The sequence below is a fragment of the Aquibaculum sediminis genome, from assembly GCF_040712085.1.
Taxonomy (GTDB): Bacteria; Pseudomonadota; Alphaproteobacteria; order Kiloniellales; family DSM-21159; genus Aquibaculum; species Aquibaculum sediminis.
Window position 1 is genome coordinate 163,479 of the sequence record NZ_JBFCVK010000001.1, and the last position, 15,091, is coordinate 178,569.

A 15,091-nucleotide genomic window follows, 5' to 3' on the forward strand; every position below is an offset into this window, starting at 1 on the left:
CTCAGCTCAACGCCTCACAGGCACGGCGGATGCGCGTGCAGGCTTCTTCCAAGGCTTCCGTGGCGGTAGCGTAGGAGATGCGGAAATAGGGAGCCAGGCCAAAGGCGGAGCCCTGAACCACGGCCACACCCTCGGCTTCCAGCAGGTAGGTGACGAAGTCCTCATCGGTTTCGATCACCTTGCCATCGGGCGTGCGCTTGCCGATCACCCCGGCACAGGAGGGATAGACGTAGAAGGCGCCTTCCGGCTTGTGGCAGGAGAGGCCCGGACAGGCATTCAACGCCTCCACCACCAGGTCGCGGCGGGCCTTGAAGGCCTTGTTGTGTTCGGCAATGAAGTCCTGCGGCCCCTCGAGCGCCGCAACTGCTGCAGCCTGGCTCACCGAGGAGGGATTGGAGGTCGACTGCGACTGGACCTTGGCCATGGCCTTGATCAACTCGGCCGGTCCGCCGGCAAAACCAATCCGCCAGCCGGTCATGCAGTAGGCCTTGGACACGCCATTGACCGTCAGTGTCCGCTCCAAGAGCTCCGGCTCCACCTCAGCCGGCGTGCAGAAGGTGAAGTCGTCGTAGACAAGCTTCTCGTACATGTCGTCGGTCATGACCCAGACATGCGGATGGCGCTTGAGCACGTCGGTCAGCGCCTTCATGTCCTCGCGGGTGTAGCCTGCGCCCGTGGGGTTCGACGGGCTGTTGAGGATCACCCACTTCGTGCGCGGCGTGATCGCCTGCTCCAGGTCTTCGGCGCGGAGCTTGAAGCCATTGTTCTGCGGGCAGGGCACGATCACCGGCTCGCCTTCGGCCAGCAGCACCATGTCGGGGTAGCTCACCCAGTAGGGCGCTGGGATGATGACCTCGTCGCCCGGATTCAGCGTGGCCATCAGCGCGTTGTAGAGCACCTGCTTGCCGCCGGTGCCCACGGTGATCTGTGCCGGGGAGTAGTCCAGGCCGCTGTCCCGCTTGAACTTGGCCGCGATCGCCTGCTTGAGCGCGGGGGTCCCGTCAACGGCAGTATACTTCGTATCGCCGGACTGGATGGCCTCGATGGCCGCCTGCTTGATGTGGTCCGGGGTGTCGAAGTCCGGCTCGCCGGCACCCAGCCCGATAACGTCCCGCCCTGCGGCCTTAAGCTCACGCGCCTTGGCGGTGACGGCAATGGTGGGCGATGGCTTGATGCGCGAAAGGCGTGATGCCAGCACGGACATGATGGTTCCCCGAGAAGGTCGAATGAATGCTTAGAGGCTTCTGTTGAAGGCCGGCGGGAAGCCTAGCCCGCCAACCGGCCCCCTTCAACGGTAAGAGGGCTGCCCGCATGCGCAAACAGCCCTCTTTTGCTCGTCAGGCCGGACGCCCCGGCGGTTCCTCCGGCTCAGGCGCATCAGGAACTTCGCTGGGAATCTCCTGTTGTCCCTCGACCACCGGATGCTCGGGCGGCGGTGGCGCCGCCTTGCGCGGCCGCAACTGGGCACGGGCGATACGCATGGGCGGGGCTTCCCCCTCGCGATCCTCGCCAAAGTAGAGTGTGTGATGCGGGAAGGGAATCTCGATACCGTACTTGTCGAAGGCCATCTTGATGCGCCGGTTGTACTCGCGGCGCACCGCCCACTGCATCAGCGGTACGGTCTTGAAGCGCGCGCGCACCACAACGGCGGAGTCTTCGAAGCGATCCAAGCCGAGGATCTCGAACTCCCCGGTGATATTCGGCCCATAGACCTCATCCGCGATGAGTTCGTCCGCCACTTCGCGCATCACTGCGATGACCTGATCCACGTCCTCACGATAGGCCACCTGCATCTCGATGAGAGAGTAGGAGTAATCCTTCGAGTAGTTCTGGATTGTGTCGACCACGCTGAACGGCAGCGTATGCACATTGCCCTCCAGGTCGCGCAGGAAAATGGACCGGATGGTCAGGCGTTCGACAGTGCCTGAATGTCCGGCAATGAGCACAACATCGCCAACCGAAAGCGCGTCCTCAATCAGGATGAAGACTCCGGTTATGATGTCCTTGACCAGGGTTTGCGCTCCAAAACCGATGGCCAGCCCAACCACGCCGGCACCGGCCAGCAAGGGCGCGATATTGACGCCGATCTCCGAGAGCACGATCAGACCGACGAGCACCACCAGAAGAATCCGCAGTGCATTCTGAGCCAGAGGCAGAAGCGTCCTGATACGCTGGCTGCCGACACCATCGGCGGCCCGGCGCTGGATGGTCGACTCTACATAGGCCGCGAACACTTCCCAGCAAATCAACGCGCCCAGGAGCACGAATCCGATCAGGAAGACAGTGGACAGCAGCCCACGCCCTTCCGGTCCGGCCAGCCACGCGATGGGATGTAGCCCCCAGACTTCCAGCAACGCCAATGCGGCGAAGACCCCAAGCGCTGTGTTGAGGATTCGATGAAAGGCAGGCAGGTATCGATTGGTCCGGGTTTCCAGCAGAGGGTAGCGTTGCTGCAAGTCGATATTGAGGCGGAAAAGCCGCTCGACCAACTGGCCGATTACGTGTGCCAGCAATCGCCAGACCAGCACCACGACCAGCGAGAGCACCGTGGCACGCAGCAGGAACTCGAAGCCGCCTTGGACGTCCAGCATCCAGACAATATAGCAGCCGAGAATGTAGGCGATCGCGAGTACGTGCCACACCTCCGCCAGGCGCAGGCGCAGATTGACGAGCGTCGAGCCGCCCGTCTGTGACCCGCGAAGGGCCTTCGACACCGTTTGCCGCTGCTGGAGTACCAGGACCACCAGCATGGCCGTCAGCACGAGACCCAGTAGCGCCAGCAGCACGGTGTAGGCCGAATAGGCAAGGCCCAGCAACAAGGCGGCGTCGAGGAGGAAATAGCCGTAGACACCGATCACGGTAAAGCGGCGCAGCCAGACCTGGAAGTACGACGCGGTTTCGTCGTTCATGGGCAGGAAGCGCAGGCCCGGGTAGCCAGGCACCAGGAGCATCCCCCCGATCACGCCAATGATTCGAGAGAGGAGATTCGCATTGATCAGGGCTATTGCGACCAGACTGGTGGTGGGCCGGGGTTCCACCAAGGGCAGGATGCTATAGGCCACGAGCGCGAATGCGACGATCGGCAGCGCGTCAAGCAGGGTGCGCAGCAGCAGATACGCCAGACGCAGGACAATGGTGTCGCTGCGCCGGTCACTCAGATTGCGCCGTGGCCGCGCCAGGAGCCGTTTGAGCAGGAACTCGGCAACAAAGCCCCCCAGCAACACCAGGATGACCTTGCCGACCACCTCCATCGTAGTTGTTCGGGTGACTGGATCCTGAAGGCTTTCGATGCCGCGCCAAAGCGCGAGAGGCAGTTCGCTCAATTCGACCGCCGCATCGGTCAGCTCATCGGAAAGATCCCCGACGGCTTCGGAAACCTGACCCATGACGCGTGTGCCAAGGCCATCTGTTTCTTCTGAAGCTTGCGCACGCTCGGCTTCCACCAGTGTTCGCAGATTGTCGATGAAGCGCTGCCGCTCGCCCTCGTCCTCCAGCGTCTGCAGGAGGTTATCCAACTCCGTTTGTGCTGGCAGTGATTCTGAGTTTGTCCCTGTTTCCTGGGCTGCGAGGGGCGCAGAAAGGAGCCCGAGGAAGATCAAGGGGAGGGCGAAAAGCAGCGGCCGCAGACCGCGCACAGCTTTTGACATGATCATGCGAGGATTGTTTACCAATCGCCGCAGATAGGTCAACGTCGCGCCGGCTCCACACCTTTGCGCCCTCGCCTCTCACGCGGCCGACGCGCATTGGGGCAATGGCACGGCCGGGAAATCAAAGGACGGGAAGCGAAGGGTGCAAGCATGCTTGAACTGATCGGCCGGTCTTTATCGGTCGATGTCTTTCCCGTCCTGGTTCTCGTGACGGCGCTTGCTGGCCTGGTGCGTGGCTTCTCCGGCTTTGGATCCGCCATGATCCTGGTACCGGTGGCGAGCGCCCTCACCTCGCCGCAGACGGCCGTGGTGTTGCTGCTGCTCACCGATACGCTGCTCACCATGCCAATGGTGGTGCCCGCTGTGAAACGCTGTGTCTGGCGCGAGGTTCTGCCCCTGGCCGCAGGCGCCATGCTGACGGTCCCGCTGGGCGTTCACCTGCTGATGGTGCTCGACCCGATCGTCATGCGCTGGATCATTTCCACCCTGATCCTGGTCCTGGTGGCCCTGCTGCTCAGCGGGTGGCGCTGGAGTCGCCCGCCCAGCCTGGCGCGTACCGCAGTGGTGGGCGGCGCCTCCGGCCTTACGGGCGGCATGGCGGGCATCGCCGGACCACCAGTCATCCTCTTCTGGATGGCGGGGCATGGCGGCCCGGCAACGATCCGCGCGAACATCATCGTCTTCTTTGCCATGACCGGCCTGTTCAACCTGGTCGCCTACATCCTGAACGGCTTGCTGACCAGCGAGCGGGTGGCGCTTGGGATCGCCTTGATCCCCGTCTACGCACTGGCGCTGCTTATCGGAGCGCGCCTGTTTCGCTTCGCCAGTGAGCGCTTCTTCCGCCTGCTCGCTTTCACGCTCTGCGCCTTTGCAGCACTCAGCGGCCTGCCCCTGCTCGATTGACCACTGGGTGAAGCACGCTTTTGGCGATGACTTTTCCTGCCAGGTGCGAACGGCCGGCTCTGGCACAGGGGCGGCCAAGCGTTCTATAACTGCGCCCCGACGCACAACGGGCCCGAGCAGGAGACCCCCAAATGTCCAGCGAAATTCAGCACCCCTATTTGATGTTTCTCGGCGATGCTCCCGACCAGCTCGCGGCCAAGACCGCGGCCGGTGTCGCCCACTGGCGCCGGGAATGGTGCCTGGGGCAGTTCAGGCTGGACGGCTGCAACGCCGATCTCGGCCTGACGGACATGGACCTGGAGGCGGGACGCGAAGCCGGGTGCAAGACCCTGATCGTCGGTGTCGCCAATCGTGGCGGGCGCTTCTCTCCTGCCTGGATCGATACCTTTCACCGGGCAATCGACCTCGGCTACGACATCGCTTCCGGTCTGCACAACCGCCTCACGTCGGTGCCCGGTCTGGCCGAGAAGGCCATGGACGCCGGCAAGCGTCTCATCGATGTGCGCCACCCCACCCAGGACTTTGAGGTAGCCAATGGCGTAAAGCGCAGCGGCAAGCGGCTGCTGCCCGTTGGCACCGACTGTTCGGTGGGCAAGATGTACACTGCGCTGGCGCTGGAGCAGGAAATGCGCGCCCGCGGCATGAAGGCCGATTTCCGGGCCACCGGCCAGACGGGCATCTTCATTGCCGGCGACGGCGTCTCCGTCGATGCCGTGATTGCGGACTTCATTTCCGGCTCAGTCGAGTGGCTGACCCCGGAGAACGATCCGGACCACTGGGATGTGGTCGAGGGTCAGGGCTCGCTGTTCCACGCCTCCTTCGCCGGTGTGACCACTGGGCTCATCCACGGCGCGCAGCCGGATGCCCTGTTGTTGTGCCACGAGCCAACTCGGCGGCACATGCGCGGTCTGCCCACCTACCCGCTCCCCGACCTTGGGCTCTGCATGGAACGGAACCTGCAGATGGCGCAGCTCACCAATCCCGATGCCCGCTTCGTCGGCATCTCGGTAAACACGCAAGCGCTGGACGCCTCGGCGGCCCGCAAGCTGCTCACTGACCTGGAGCGGCAGTATAAGCTGCCGGCAGTTGATCCCGTGCGCGACGGCGTGTCTTCCATTGTCGATGCGCTGAACTAAAGCCATGCCAGAACTGTCCCTCACTCGCGAATCCTGGCCAATCCGCGGCACCTTCCGCATTTCCCGCGGCGCACGCACAACGGCGGAGGTGCTTTGCGTCACACTCAGCGACGGCACGTTCACCGGGCGCGGCGAGTGCGTGCCCTATGCCCGCTACGGCGAAAGCCTGGACAGTGTGGCGGCCGAAATCGAATCCCAGCGCGGCGTACTCGAAGCCGACCGACTGGATCGACAAGGCCTCCAGCAGGCCCTGCCGGCGGGTGCTGCGCGCAACGCGCTCGATTGCGCCTTCTGGGACCTGGAAGCCAAAGCCAGCGGCCGACGCGTTTGGGAGCTTGCGGGCCTGGAGGCACCGCAACAGGTCACGAGCGCCTTCACCCTCTCGCTCGACAGCGTGGAAGCGATGGCAGCCAACGCCGCGGCCAACGCACAGCGCCCGCTGCTGAAGCTCAAGCTGGCCGGACCGGAGGATCTTGACCGTGTCCGCGCCGTACGGGCCGCGGCGCCGCAAGCGAAGCTGATCGTCGACGCCAATGAAGGCTGGAGCATCGAGGAGTATCGCCGGCTCGCCCCTGCGCTGGCGGAGCTTGCGGTCGCCATGATCGAGCAGCCACTACACGCCGACAAGGATGCCGACCTGCAAGGCGAGGAACGCCCTGTCGCCCTTTGTGCCGACGAATCCTGCCATGATCGCAGTTCCCTGCCAGGGCTGGTCGGTCGCTACGACATGGTCAACATCAAGCTGGACAAGACCGGGGGCCTGACCGAGGCCCTGGCGCTCAAGGCCGAGGCGGAGCGGCTCGGGTTCCAGGTCATGGTCGGCTGCATGCTGGGCACGTCACTCGCCATGGCGCCCGCCATCCTTCCGGCCCAGGGTGCGGAGATCGTCGATCTGGACGGTCCGCTGCTGCTGGCTGAAGACCGTGATACGCCACTGCGCTTCGAAGGCAGCCTGCTCCACCCGCCCCCGGCTGCCCTATGGGGTTGAGGGCAATTGGGGGGCCGCAAGGCTACTGCATCTGACGGCGGTTGTACTCGACTTCCGCCTCGTCCAGCACCAAGCCCACGAAAATGGTGAAGTCATCGCCCCTTTGGTCGGAGCGGGTTGGAATGCGAAGGGTAAGTTCGTCGTTCAGGAGAATGGACGTCTGATTGCCCTGGAACTCAGCGGTGGCCTGGTAGCCCTCACGCAGCAGGACCTCCGGCGGCCCCTGCTCCTGCTGTTCTCCCACGGCGATAAAATAGGCGACATTGGCGCGGTTGTCCTGATTGGCCGGACCGCGTGCGGCGGAAATCTGCACCAGAAGTTCAGTCAGGATCGTTCCCTCATCCTCCTCGTAGATGCAGCCGTAGCGCACATCCTCGATGCGGGCGGTGAAGTCCACGTCGGTCAGATCACGCCCGTCACCCAGGAAATGGGTCTGCTCCATGGCATCATCGAGGCCCACCAGTCCCGGGCAAGAACGCACAACGTCGGGTCCGTCATTGCTGCTGCAGGCCGCAAGCAGGAAGGGCAGCGCCAAAAGGGCAAGACGGGTCGGGGCCTTGGAGATCGCATGCATGGGTCAGCTTCTTTCCGCTCGCAGCTTGGTATGGGTTCCATCGCAAAAAGGTCGATCGGCCGTGGACTTGCAGCCGCAGAGCCAGACCTCCCCTTCCCTATCGCACTTCCAGGCGAGCGGCTCCAGCCCCGTATCCCGGTGCGAGCCATCGCAAAGGGGTTGCTTCCTGGAGCGTCCACAGACGCACCAGTAGTAGGTGCGCCCCGCCTTGGCAGCGAGGCGATAGGGACCAAATTGTGCTGGAACGGGCTTGCCCATCCGCTCCTTCCTTTCCGCTGCGGCCTGTATTAGGGTCGCACGCGACCCGATGGGCACTCTAGGCAAGCCCGTTGTGCGGCGCAATGCGCCTCCATGCGCGACCGCTCGCATGGATGGTCGTTGCGGATAGTCGGAGAATAATTCTGCATGGTTGTCACGCCACTCACCCTGGTTCTCGCCAACCCGCGCGGCTTTTGCGCCGGGGTGGAACGGGCGATCGAGATCGTCGAGCGCGCCCTCGACAAGTACGGGTCGCCGGTATACGTGCGACATGAGATTGTGCACAACCGGTTCGTTGTCGACCGCCTGCGGGCCAAGGGCGCCGTGTTCGTCGACGAGCTGGAGGCAGTGCCTGACGATCGCCCGGTGATCTTCTCGGCGCATGGCGTTCCGAAACAGGTGCCGGCCGAGGCCCAGCGCCGCGATCTCTTCTTTCTCGACGCCACTTGCCCCCTTGTGAGCAAGGTGCACCGCGAGGCCGAGCGCCACCACCGGGAAGGACGGGAAATCCTGCTGATCGGCCACCGCGGCCATCCGGAGGTGATCGGGACCATGGGACAGCTGCCCCAGGGCGCCATTCGCCTGGTGGAAACGACGAGTGATGCTGAAGCGCTCGCGGTCGCCGACCCCGATCGCCTTGCCTATGTGACGCAGACAACCCTCTCCGTCGATGATACGGCTTCGATCGTCGCAACCCTGCAGCGGCGCTTTCCCGCCATTGTCGGGCCGGCAAAGCAGGACATCTGCTACGCCACCACCAATCGCCAGGATGCGGTCAAACGCATCGCCGCGCGCTGCCAGGTGGTGCTTGTCGTGGGTGCACCGAATTCCTCCAACTCCAAGCGCCTGGTCGAGGTGGCTGAGCGGGCCGGCTGCCGTTTCGCGGCCCTGGTTGAACGCGCTGCCGACATCCCGTGGGACGCAATCCGCGCCGACGACACGGTGGGGCTGACAGCCGGTGCCTCCGCACCGGAGGCCCTGGTCGAGGAGGTCATCGACGCCTTCCGCGCGCGCTACGACGTCTCTCTCGTTGACGGCGTGGGCCCGCGCGAGGATATCCACTTCAAGCTCCCGCGTGCGCTCACCGATTCGGACGCCGCCTGAACACGCCTCTCGGATCAGTCAGACCCCCTTCATGGCCGTATACACGGAAGTCCCCCCCGAGGAGCTGGAAGAGTTCCTCACCTGCTACGGCCTCGGCCCGGCACTAACCTTCAAGGGCATCGCGGAGGGGGTCGAGAACTCCAATTTCCTCCTGGAGACGCCGCAAGGCCGCTACATTCTCACGCTTTACGAGAAGCGCGTGGCACGGGACGACCTGCCGTTCTTCCTCGGCTTGATGGAGCATCTGGCCTCGCGCGGCATCGCCTGCCCCACCCCGCTTCACGCCAAGGATGGCGCGATTCTGCACCAACTGGCAGGGCGGCCGGCCGCGATGGTGACCTTCCTCGAGGGTCTCTGGCCCCGGCGCATTCATCCCTTTCATTGCCAGGAGCTCGGGACTCACGTCGCCCGGCTCCATCTGGCCGGTCGCGATTTTGCGCTGTCGCGCCCCAACAACCTGTCGGTGGCCGGCTGGCGCCCACTTTACGACGCCTGCCGCGAGCGTGCGGACGAGGTGGCGCCCGGCCTCGCCAAGGAACTGGGCGATGAACTGGCGTTCCTGGAAGCGCACTGGCCACGCGACCTGCCAGCCGGTGTCATTCACGCCGACCTCTTCCCGGACAATGTCTTCTTTCGCGAAGAGAAGCTGACGGGCCTGATCGACTTCTATTTCGCCTGCAACGATTTCTACGCCTACGATCTGGCGATCTGCCTGAATGCCTGGTGCTTCGAGCCTGATGGCGCGTTCAACGTAACCAAGGCGCGCCTGCTGCTGGCCGCCTACCGGGCTGTACGCCCCTACTCCACTGCAGAACTGGACGCGCTGCCGTTGCTGGCCCGCGGGGCCTCGCTGCGCTTTCACCTGACCCGCCTCTACGACTGGCTGAACCACCCGGAAGGCGCCTTCGTGCAGCCCAAGGATCCGCGCGAATACCTGGATAAGCTGCGCTTTCATCAGCAGGTGCGCGGCCCCGGCGCCTACGGTCTGGATTGATGGCCGAGACGGACCTGATCGAAGCCTTCACCGATGGCGCCTGCAGCGGCAACCCCGGTCCCGGCGGCTGGGGGGCCGTGCTGCGCTGGCGCGGGAATGAGAAAGAACTCTCTGGTGGCGAGGCCGATACGACCAACAATCGCATGGAGATGATGGCCGCGATTGCCGCACTGGAAGCCCTGAAGCGGCCCAGCCGGATCGCCATCACCACCGACAGCGTCTACCTGCGCGACGGCATCATGAAATGGGTTGCGGGTTGGCAGCGCAATGGCTGGAAAACGGCCGCAAAGAAGCCGGTCAAGAATCGCGATCTCTGGGAGCGGCTTGTCACTGCCGCTGAACCCCACCAAGTGGAATGGCATTGGGTCAAAGGCCATGCCGGCCACCCCGAAAACGAAAGGGCCGACGCACTGGCCCGCTCAGCCATGCCCGAGAGGGAATAGGTCGCCAGTCTTGTTTCGTTGGTCGGTCGGTGCCTGCCTTACCATCAGGAGGGAATCGCGTGCGCAACAGCGTAATGGAAGCGAAACCAGAGTCCGGTGCCGACGAGACACCGCTCTTCGTCGATCTTGCACTCTTTGACGGCATAGTGCTGAGGCGGGTGATCGCCTACGCCATCGACGTCCTGCTGCTCGCCGTGCTGGGCGGCGTCGCAGCCCTGCTCCTGGGATTCCTCGGACTCCTTACCTTCGGGCTGATCTCGCCTCTCAGCGTCTTTCTTCTGGCGCTCCTGCCGGTGCTTTATCACGCAGGGCTGATGACGGCCTATGGCGGCACGCCGGGCATGTCGATCTGCGACCTGACAGTGCGCAGCGTACTCGACGGTCGGCCACCGGAAGCCTTGCAGGCCACGATAATGACGGTACTCTTTTTCCTCAGCGTCGCGGCCACCGGGTGGCTCATCCTGATCGTGGCGCTCTTCAATCAACGGCGGCGGACCATGCACGACTACTTCTCCGGCACCATTGTCCTGCGCCGAAGCCGGCTCGACACGGAAGCGGGCCTTTAGGGCTTAGCGAGGGGTTCATGCCGCACGATCCCTCCACTCCCCCCAGCCATCCGCCTTCTGGGTCGGGGCTCGTCCCTCCAGGGCAGAGCATCGACCGGCCGCAGTTCTTTCTGCTGACCACGGAAGGGCCTTGCCCCTATCTCCCGGACCGGACCGAGCGCAAGCTGATCACCGAACTGCACGGTCCGAAAGCCGGCAGTCAGCACGGTCGACTGTCACGTGCCGGATTCCGGCGCAGTCATCGTTTCGCCTACCGCCCGGCCTGCCGCGGCTGCGATGCCTGCGTTGCGGTGCGCATCGCAGCGGACCGTTTCACACCCTCGAGGTCGCAACAGCGCATACTCCGCCGCAACCGGGATCTCTCGGTGCATATCGCACCGGCCCAGGCCACGCCGGAGCAGTACCGCCTTTTCGAGCTGTACCTGCTGTCCCGCCACTCCGACGGCGAGATGGCCGGCATGTCAGCCGAAGATTATCGGGCAATGGTCGAGGACAGTGCTGTGGCCAGCAGCCTCGTCAGCTTCCGCGATTCCCAGGGAGTCCTGGTGGCGGTCTGTCTCGTGGACTGGCTGGATGACGGCGCCTCTGCGGTCTACAGCTTCTTCGAACCCGCACAGCATCGCCGCAGCCTGGGGAGTCACTGCATCCTCTGGCTGGTGGAGGCGTGCCGGGAGCGCAATCTGCCCTACCTCTATCTCGGCTATTGGATCGCCGGCGCGCCCAAGATGGATTACAAGGCCCGCTTCGACGCCCTGGAAGGCCTCACCCCACGCGGCTGGGAGCGATTCGACACGCCTGGTTGAAGGCAAATTCGCTTTCGTCGCAAAGTCGCATTCGCTATCAATACCTTCGTCTTCGCCAAGACCCTGATCATCGAAGGGTCGGAATCGGCCTGATCTTGCCGATGGCAGTTCGCAGCAACAGGCTCGACCCCGGCACCGGGTCGAGGGGGAAGGGCGAGTGCATCTATTACGGCTTCTGGTGAGCGGCATCGACTGGATCAACGAGTGGGTTGGCCGGGGCACTGCCTGGTTGATGCTGGCCCTGGTTCTCGTGGCCTTTGTTGTCGTGGTGCTTCGCTATGTCTTCGCCCTTGGCTGGGTCTGGATGCAGGAATCCTTCGTCTGGCTGCATGGCGCGGTCTTCATGCTGGGCGCCGGCTACACCCTGCTCCACAATGGGCATGTTCGGGTCGACATCTTCTATCGCACGGCATCCCAGCGCTTCAAAGCCTGGGTGGACATTTTCGGTGCGCTCTTCCTGCTCGCGCCCATGATGCTTGTGGTGCTCTACTACAGTGAAGGTTTCGTCATGCGCTCCTGGGGTCGGCTCGAAGGCTCCAGCGAAGCCGGTGGCCTGCCCGGTCTCTTCCTGCTCAAAACCATCATTCCGATTTTCTGCATCCTGATGCTTCTGCAAGGTCTCTCCCTGCTCGGTCGCTCCATTCTCGTGCTCTGCGGCGACCAGCGCTACGCCCCGCCAGAAGAAAACAGCGAGGCTCTCTGACCCATGGATCCTGCCCTGCTCGGTGAGGTCCTGAGCCTCCTGATGTTTGCGACCGCCTGCGTTCTGCTGCTTCTGGGTTTCCCGGTTGCCTTCACGCTCGGCGGGACCGCCCTGCTCTTCTTCGGCATTGGCTACGGGGTCGATCTCGTCCGTCTCGCCGATCTGGGAGCCCTGCCGAACCGCTACTTCGGCGTGATGACCAACTACGTCCTGGTCGCCGTGCCTCTGTTCGTCTTCATGGGGGTGATGCTGGAGCGCTCGCGTATCGCTGAAGCGCTGCTAGAAACCATGGGCATGCTCTTCGGTCGTTTGCGCGGGGGCCTTGGTGTTTCAGTGGTCCTGGTGGGCATGCTGCTCGCCGCCTCCACCGGCATTGTCGGTGCGACGGTCATCACCATGGGGCTGCTCAGCCTGCCGGTGATGATCAACAACGGCTATGACAAGCGTCTCGCCACGGGCGCAATCTGCGCCTCCGGCACGCTGGGCCAGATCATCCCGCCCTCTATCGTACTCGTGTTGCTCGGCGACATCCTGCAGGGTGCGGCGCAGCAGGCGCGCAACACCCTGATGGCCCAGGGCGTCTATGACGTCGTCGTCCCACCGGTGAATGTCCTGGACCTCTTTGCCGGCGCGCTGCTGCCCGGCCTGATGCTGGTCGGCCTCTACATCACCTGGATCCTGATCAAGGCGGCGATCCACCCGCAAAGTGCGCCGCCCATCGAGATAGACGTGGATCGGCGCGAACTGCGCCGGCGTCTGCTGCGTGTCTTGATGCCACCTGCAGTGCTGATCCTGGCCGTTCTCGGCTCCATCCTGGTCGGCGCTGCGCCGCCGACCGAAGCCGCTGCCGTCGGCGCCATCGGCGCCACGCTCCTGGCCGGGCTTGCCATTGCGGAAAAGGAAGGCCGCTCGCCCAAGCCGATCTATTGGACCGGCATCGCCATCATCGTCATCGTGTTGGCCCGCATCTTCCTCAATCTGAACTTCCAGCGCAGCGAAGTGTCAATCACCACCTACATCAGCGTCGCCGTGGTCACGGTCGCGGTGGCGGTTCTGGCGTACGGCGTCGGCTTCGCGCTGCTTCGCACCTGGCGCAACGGCATTCTGCGCGAAGTCATGCGCTCGTCGATGCAGATTTCCGTGATGGTCTTCGTCATTCTGCTCGGCGCGTCGATCTTCAGCCTGGTGTTCCGTTCGCTCGGCGGCGAAAAGATCGTCCACGATGTGCTTTCGTCCCTGCCCGGCGGTGCATTCGGCGCCATGCTGGCCGTGATGGCGCTGATGTTCTTCCTGGGCTTCTTCCTCGACTACATCGAGATCATCTTCGTCGTGGTCCCCATCGTGGGGCCAATCCTGTTGATCATGGGCATCGACCCCATCTGGCTCGGCGTCATGATGTCGATCAATCTGCAGATGAGCTTTCTTACCCCGCCCTTTGGCTTCGCGCTGTTCTATCTGCGAGGCGTGGCGCCGCCCAGCGTCAGTACGATGGACATCTACCGGGGCATCATCCCCTTCGTCTTCATCCAGCTTCTGGGCCTTACCCTGCTCTGGCAGTTTCCGGAAATCGCCACCTGGCTGCCCTCGGTGGTGCGATAAAGCAGCACCAACGCACGCCCGTAGGCGAATGCAAGCGATCCAGGTCCGATAACCACCAAGAAGAAACCCCTCTCCCAGCAAGGGAGAGGGGCTTTTCCTGTTGAACAGCTGCAACAAGCAGCTGCATCGGTGGTGCTGAGGTTCAGCCTTCGGACGGCTGCGAGAACTGGTAGTCCAGGGCGCGGGCCTGCATGAAGGCGCTCTCGGCGACATTGGCCCAGGGCATGGCCTTGGCGCGGAAGGTCAGCATGGAGTCATAGACCCGGCGGGACAGCGGATCGGCGTCGGCCAACCCGTCCAGCACGTCGCGGCTCAACTCCGCCAGACCGATGAGCGTCTCGTCGCTGAAGCGACGCAATTGCACGTCGTGCTCATTGACCATCTCGGCCAGGGCGTCGTTGTTGTTCGCCTGGAACTCCGAATAGACGTAGAGGTTGGCGTGGCCGTTCGCCGCCTCGAAGATTGCCTTCTCGGTATCCGTGAAGCTGTTCCAGACATCCAGGTTGATGAAGTTGTCGAGGATCGGCCCCGGCTCCTGCCAGCCCGGATAGTAGTAGAGCCAGCCGCTGCGGTGCATACCGAGCGCAAGGTCATTGTAGGGCGACACCCAGTCGGCAGCGTCCAGTGAACCGGAGGCCATGGCTGGCCCGATTTCGCCGCCCGGCAAGTTCACCACAGCCGCACCGGCCGCGGCCGCGACCTCGCCACCCAGGCCCGGCAGGCGGAAACGCAGACCCCGATAGTCCTCGAGGCTGTTCATCTCCTTGCTGTACCAGCCCGCCATCTGGGTACCGGTGCTGCCGGAGAGGAAGAACTTGCAGTTCATCTGGGAATAGGCCTCGTCGGCGAGTGCCTGTCCGCCGCCGAACTTCATCCAGGCCGTCATCTCCACTGCAGTGAGACCGAAAGGCACACCGGCAATGAACTCGGTGGAAGGCACCTTGCCCTTCCAGTAGTAGGGCGCGCCATGCCCCATATCGATGGTGCCGGACTCGACCGCATCGATGGTCTCGAACGGCGGCACGATCTCACCGCCACCGAAGACCTCGATCTCGATCGCACCGTCGGAGAGCTTGTTCACCGTCTCCGCGAGGAAGTTGGCGCCGGTGCCCAGACCCGGAAAGTTCTTCGGCCAGGTGGTCTGCATGCGAAGCCGCTTCACGCCCTGCGCGATCGCCGGCTTCGGCAGGCTGGACGCGGCGACAAGACCCGTGGCAGCGCCGCCCAGAGCCGCCCCGGTCAGAAACTTACGTCGGTTCATTTGCACTCCCTTTCATTGCTTATGCTCCTCGCGGGCTGCGCGCGATTCGCTGACCGCACGCGGTCCGTTCGACCCTACTATACGCAAAAGTAGCATGCTGCAATTTTCCCAG

At 63.8% G+C, this 15,091-nt stretch carries 15 protein-coding genes; 10 read left to right on the top strand and 5 right to left on the bottom strand.

The window, feature by feature from the left end:
- Window position 1: 1 nt before the first annotated feature.
- The gene (locus ABZ720_RS00775) at window positions 2-1,204 is read right to left on the bottom strand and encodes an aspartate transaminase (RefSeq protein WP_366552788.1); all 1,203 of its coding nucleotides are present in this window, start codon (window positions 1,202-1,204) and stop codon (window positions 2-4) included.
- Window positions 1,205-1,337: 133 nt separating this feature from the next.
- Window positions 1,338-3,515: a mechanosensitive ion channel domain-containing protein gene (locus tag ABZ720_RS00780; protein WP_366552790.1), complete on the bottom strand. Its 2,178-nt coding sequence runs from the start codon at window positions 3,513-3,515 to the stop codon at window positions 1,338-1,340.
- 282 nt (window positions 3,516-3,797) lie between these two features.
- Here ABZ720_RS00780 and ABZ720_RS00785 point away from each other — a divergent pair, with 282 nt between their 5' ends.
- The 3 genes from ABZ720_RS00785 (at window position 3,798) to dgcA (ending at window position 6,674) form a co-directional block, all read left to right on the top strand.
- Complete coding sequence (locus ABZ720_RS00785; protein ID WP_366552793.1) at window positions 3,798-4,550, top strand: sulfite exporter TauE/SafE family protein; 753 nt, start codon at window positions 3,798-3,800, stop codon at window positions 4,548-4,550.
- Window positions 4,551-4,681: 131 nt separating this feature from the next.
- Window positions 4,682-5,686, top strand: coding sequence for an N-acetyltransferase DgcN (dgcN, locus tag ABZ720_RS00790; protein ID WP_366552795.1), 1,005 nt, complete (start codon window positions 4,682-4,684; stop codon window positions 5,684-5,686).
- A gap of 4 nt (window positions 5,687-5,690) precedes the next feature.
- Window positions 5,691-6,674, top strand: coding sequence for an N-acetyl-D-Glu racemase DgcA (dgcA, locus tag ABZ720_RS00795; protein ID WP_366552796.1), 984 nt, complete (start codon window positions 5,691-5,693; stop codon window positions 6,672-6,674).
- Between the two features lie 22 nt (window positions 6,675-6,696).
- On the opposite strand, the gene ABZ720_RS00800 is transcribed toward dgcA, so the two are convergent.
- Both ABZ720_RS00800 and ABZ720_RS00805 read right to left on the bottom strand, forming a co-directional pair.
- Entirely contained in the window at window positions 6,697-7,248 is a 552-nt protein-coding gene (locus tag ABZ720_RS00800) for a hypothetical protein (RefSeq protein ID WP_366552798.1), read from the bottom strand.
- A 3-nt stretch (window positions 7,249-7,251) separates the two neighbouring features.
- Complete coding sequence (locus ABZ720_RS00805) at window positions 7,252-7,617, bottom strand: CDGSH iron-sulfur domain-containing protein (RefSeq protein WP_366552800.1); 366 nt, start codon at window positions 7,615-7,617, stop codon at window positions 7,252-7,254.
- 36 nt (window positions 7,618-7,653) lie between these two features.
- Here ABZ720_RS00805 and ispH point away from each other — a divergent pair, with 36 nt between their 5' ends.
- The 7 genes from ispH to ABZ720_RS00840 all read left to right on the top strand — a co-directional run bounded on the left by ispH (window position 7,654) and on the right by ABZ720_RS00840 (window position 13,718).
- On the top strand, window positions 7,654-8,610 hold the full coding sequence (gene ispH / locus ABZ720_RS00810; RefSeq protein ID WP_366552802.1) for a 4-hydroxy-3-methylbut-2-enyl diphosphate reductase: 957 nt from the start codon (window positions 7,654-7,656) through the stop codon (window positions 8,608-8,610).
- 31 nt (window positions 8,611-8,641) lie between these two features.
- The gene (locus ABZ720_RS00815; protein ID WP_366552804.1) at window positions 8,642-9,604 is read left to right on the top strand and encodes a homoserine kinase; all 963 of its coding nucleotides are present in this window, start codon (window positions 8,642-8,644) and stop codon (window positions 9,602-9,604) included.
- Window positions 9,604-10,047 carry a ribonuclease HI gene (gene rnhA, locus ABZ720_RS00820; RefSeq protein ID WP_366552806.1) on the top strand — a complete coding sequence of 148 codons (444 nt, stop codon included), beginning with the start codon at window positions 9,604-9,606 and terminating at the stop codon, window positions 10,045-10,047. The genes ABZ720_RS00815 and rnhA overlap by 1 nt, the downstream gene beginning before the upstream one ends.
- A 59-nt stretch (window positions 10,048-10,106) precedes the next feature.
- Window positions 10,107-10,613: an RDD family protein gene (locus ABZ720_RS00825; protein WP_366552808.1), complete on the top strand. Its 507-nt coding sequence runs from the start codon at window positions 10,107-10,109 to the stop codon at window positions 10,611-10,613.
- 17 nt (window positions 10,614-10,630) lie between these two features.
- On the top strand, window positions 10,631-11,416 hold the full coding sequence (locus ABZ720_RS00830; protein WP_366552810.1) for an arginyltransferase: 786 nt from the start codon (window positions 10,631-10,633) through the stop codon (window positions 11,414-11,416).
- 157 nt (window positions 11,417-11,573) lie between these two features.
- On the top strand, window positions 11,574-12,119 hold the full coding sequence (locus ABZ720_RS00835) for a TRAP transporter small permease subunit (RefSeq protein WP_366552812.1): 546 nt from the start codon (window positions 11,574-11,576) through the stop codon (window positions 12,117-12,119).
- Window positions 12,120-12,122: 3 nt separating this feature from the next.
- Window positions 12,123-13,718 (top strand): TRAP transporter large permease, encoded by a 1,596-nt coding sequence (locus tag ABZ720_RS00840; RefSeq protein WP_366552814.1) that lies wholly within the window; start codon window positions 12,123-12,125, stop codon window positions 13,716-13,718.
- A gap of 142 nt (window positions 13,719-13,860) precedes the next feature.
- On the opposite strand, the gene ABZ720_RS00845 is transcribed toward ABZ720_RS00840, so the two are convergent.
- The gene (locus ABZ720_RS00845) at window positions 13,861-14,979 is read right to left on the bottom strand and encodes a TRAP transporter substrate-binding protein (protein ID WP_366552816.1); all 1,119 of its coding nucleotides are present in this window, start codon (window positions 14,977-14,979) and stop codon (window positions 13,861-13,863) included.
- Window positions 14,980-15,091: the final 112 nt, after the last annotated feature.

Bases quoted from the DNA above. Each gene is read 5' to 3' on its own strand.
- ABZ720_RS00775 (WP_366552788.1), bottom strand. From the start codon at position 1,204: ATGTCCGTGCTGGCATCACGCCTTTCGCGCATCAAGCCATCGCCCACC.
- ABZ720_RS00785 (WP_366552793.1), top strand. From the start codon at position 3,798: ATGCTTGAACTGATCGGCCGGTCTTTATCGGTCGATGTCTTTCCCGTC.
- dgcN (WP_366552795.1), top strand. From the start codon at position 4,682: ATGTCCAGCGAAATTCAGCACCCCTATTTGATGTTTCTCGGCGATGCT.
- dgcA (WP_366552796.1), top strand. From the start codon at position 5,691: ATGCCAGAACTGTCCCTCACTCGCGAATCCTGGCCAATCCGCGGCACC.
- ABZ720_RS00800 (WP_366552798.1), bottom strand. From the start codon at position 7,248: ATGCATGCGATCTCCAAGGCCCCGACCCGTCTTGCCCTTTTGGCGCTG.
- ABZ720_RS00805 (WP_366552800.1), bottom strand. From the start codon at position 7,617: ATGCGAGCGGTCGCGCATGGAGGCGCATTGCGCCGCACAACGGGCTTG.
- ispH (WP_366552802.1), top strand. From the start codon at position 7,654: ATGGTTGTCACGCCACTCACCCTGGTTCTCGCCAACCCGCGCGGCTTT.
- ABZ720_RS00815 (WP_366552804.1), top strand. From the start codon at position 8,642: ATGGCCGTATACACGGAAGTCCCCCCCGAGGAGCTGGAAGAGTTCCTC.
- rnhA (WP_366552806.1), top strand. From the start codon at position 9,604: ATGGCCGAGACGGACCTGATCGAAGCCTTCACCGATGGCGCCTGCAGC.
- ABZ720_RS00830 (WP_366552810.1), top strand. From the start codon at position 10,631: ATGCCGCACGATCCCTCCACTCCCCCCAGCCATCCGCCTTCTGGGTCG.
- ABZ720_RS00840 (WP_366552814.1), top strand. From the start codon at position 12,123: ATGGATCCTGCCCTGCTCGGTGAGGTCCTGAGCCTCCTGATGTTTGCG.
- ABZ720_RS00845 (WP_366552816.1), bottom strand. From the start codon at position 14,979: ATGAACCGACGTAAGTTTCTGACCGGGGCGGCTCTGGGCGGCGCTGCC.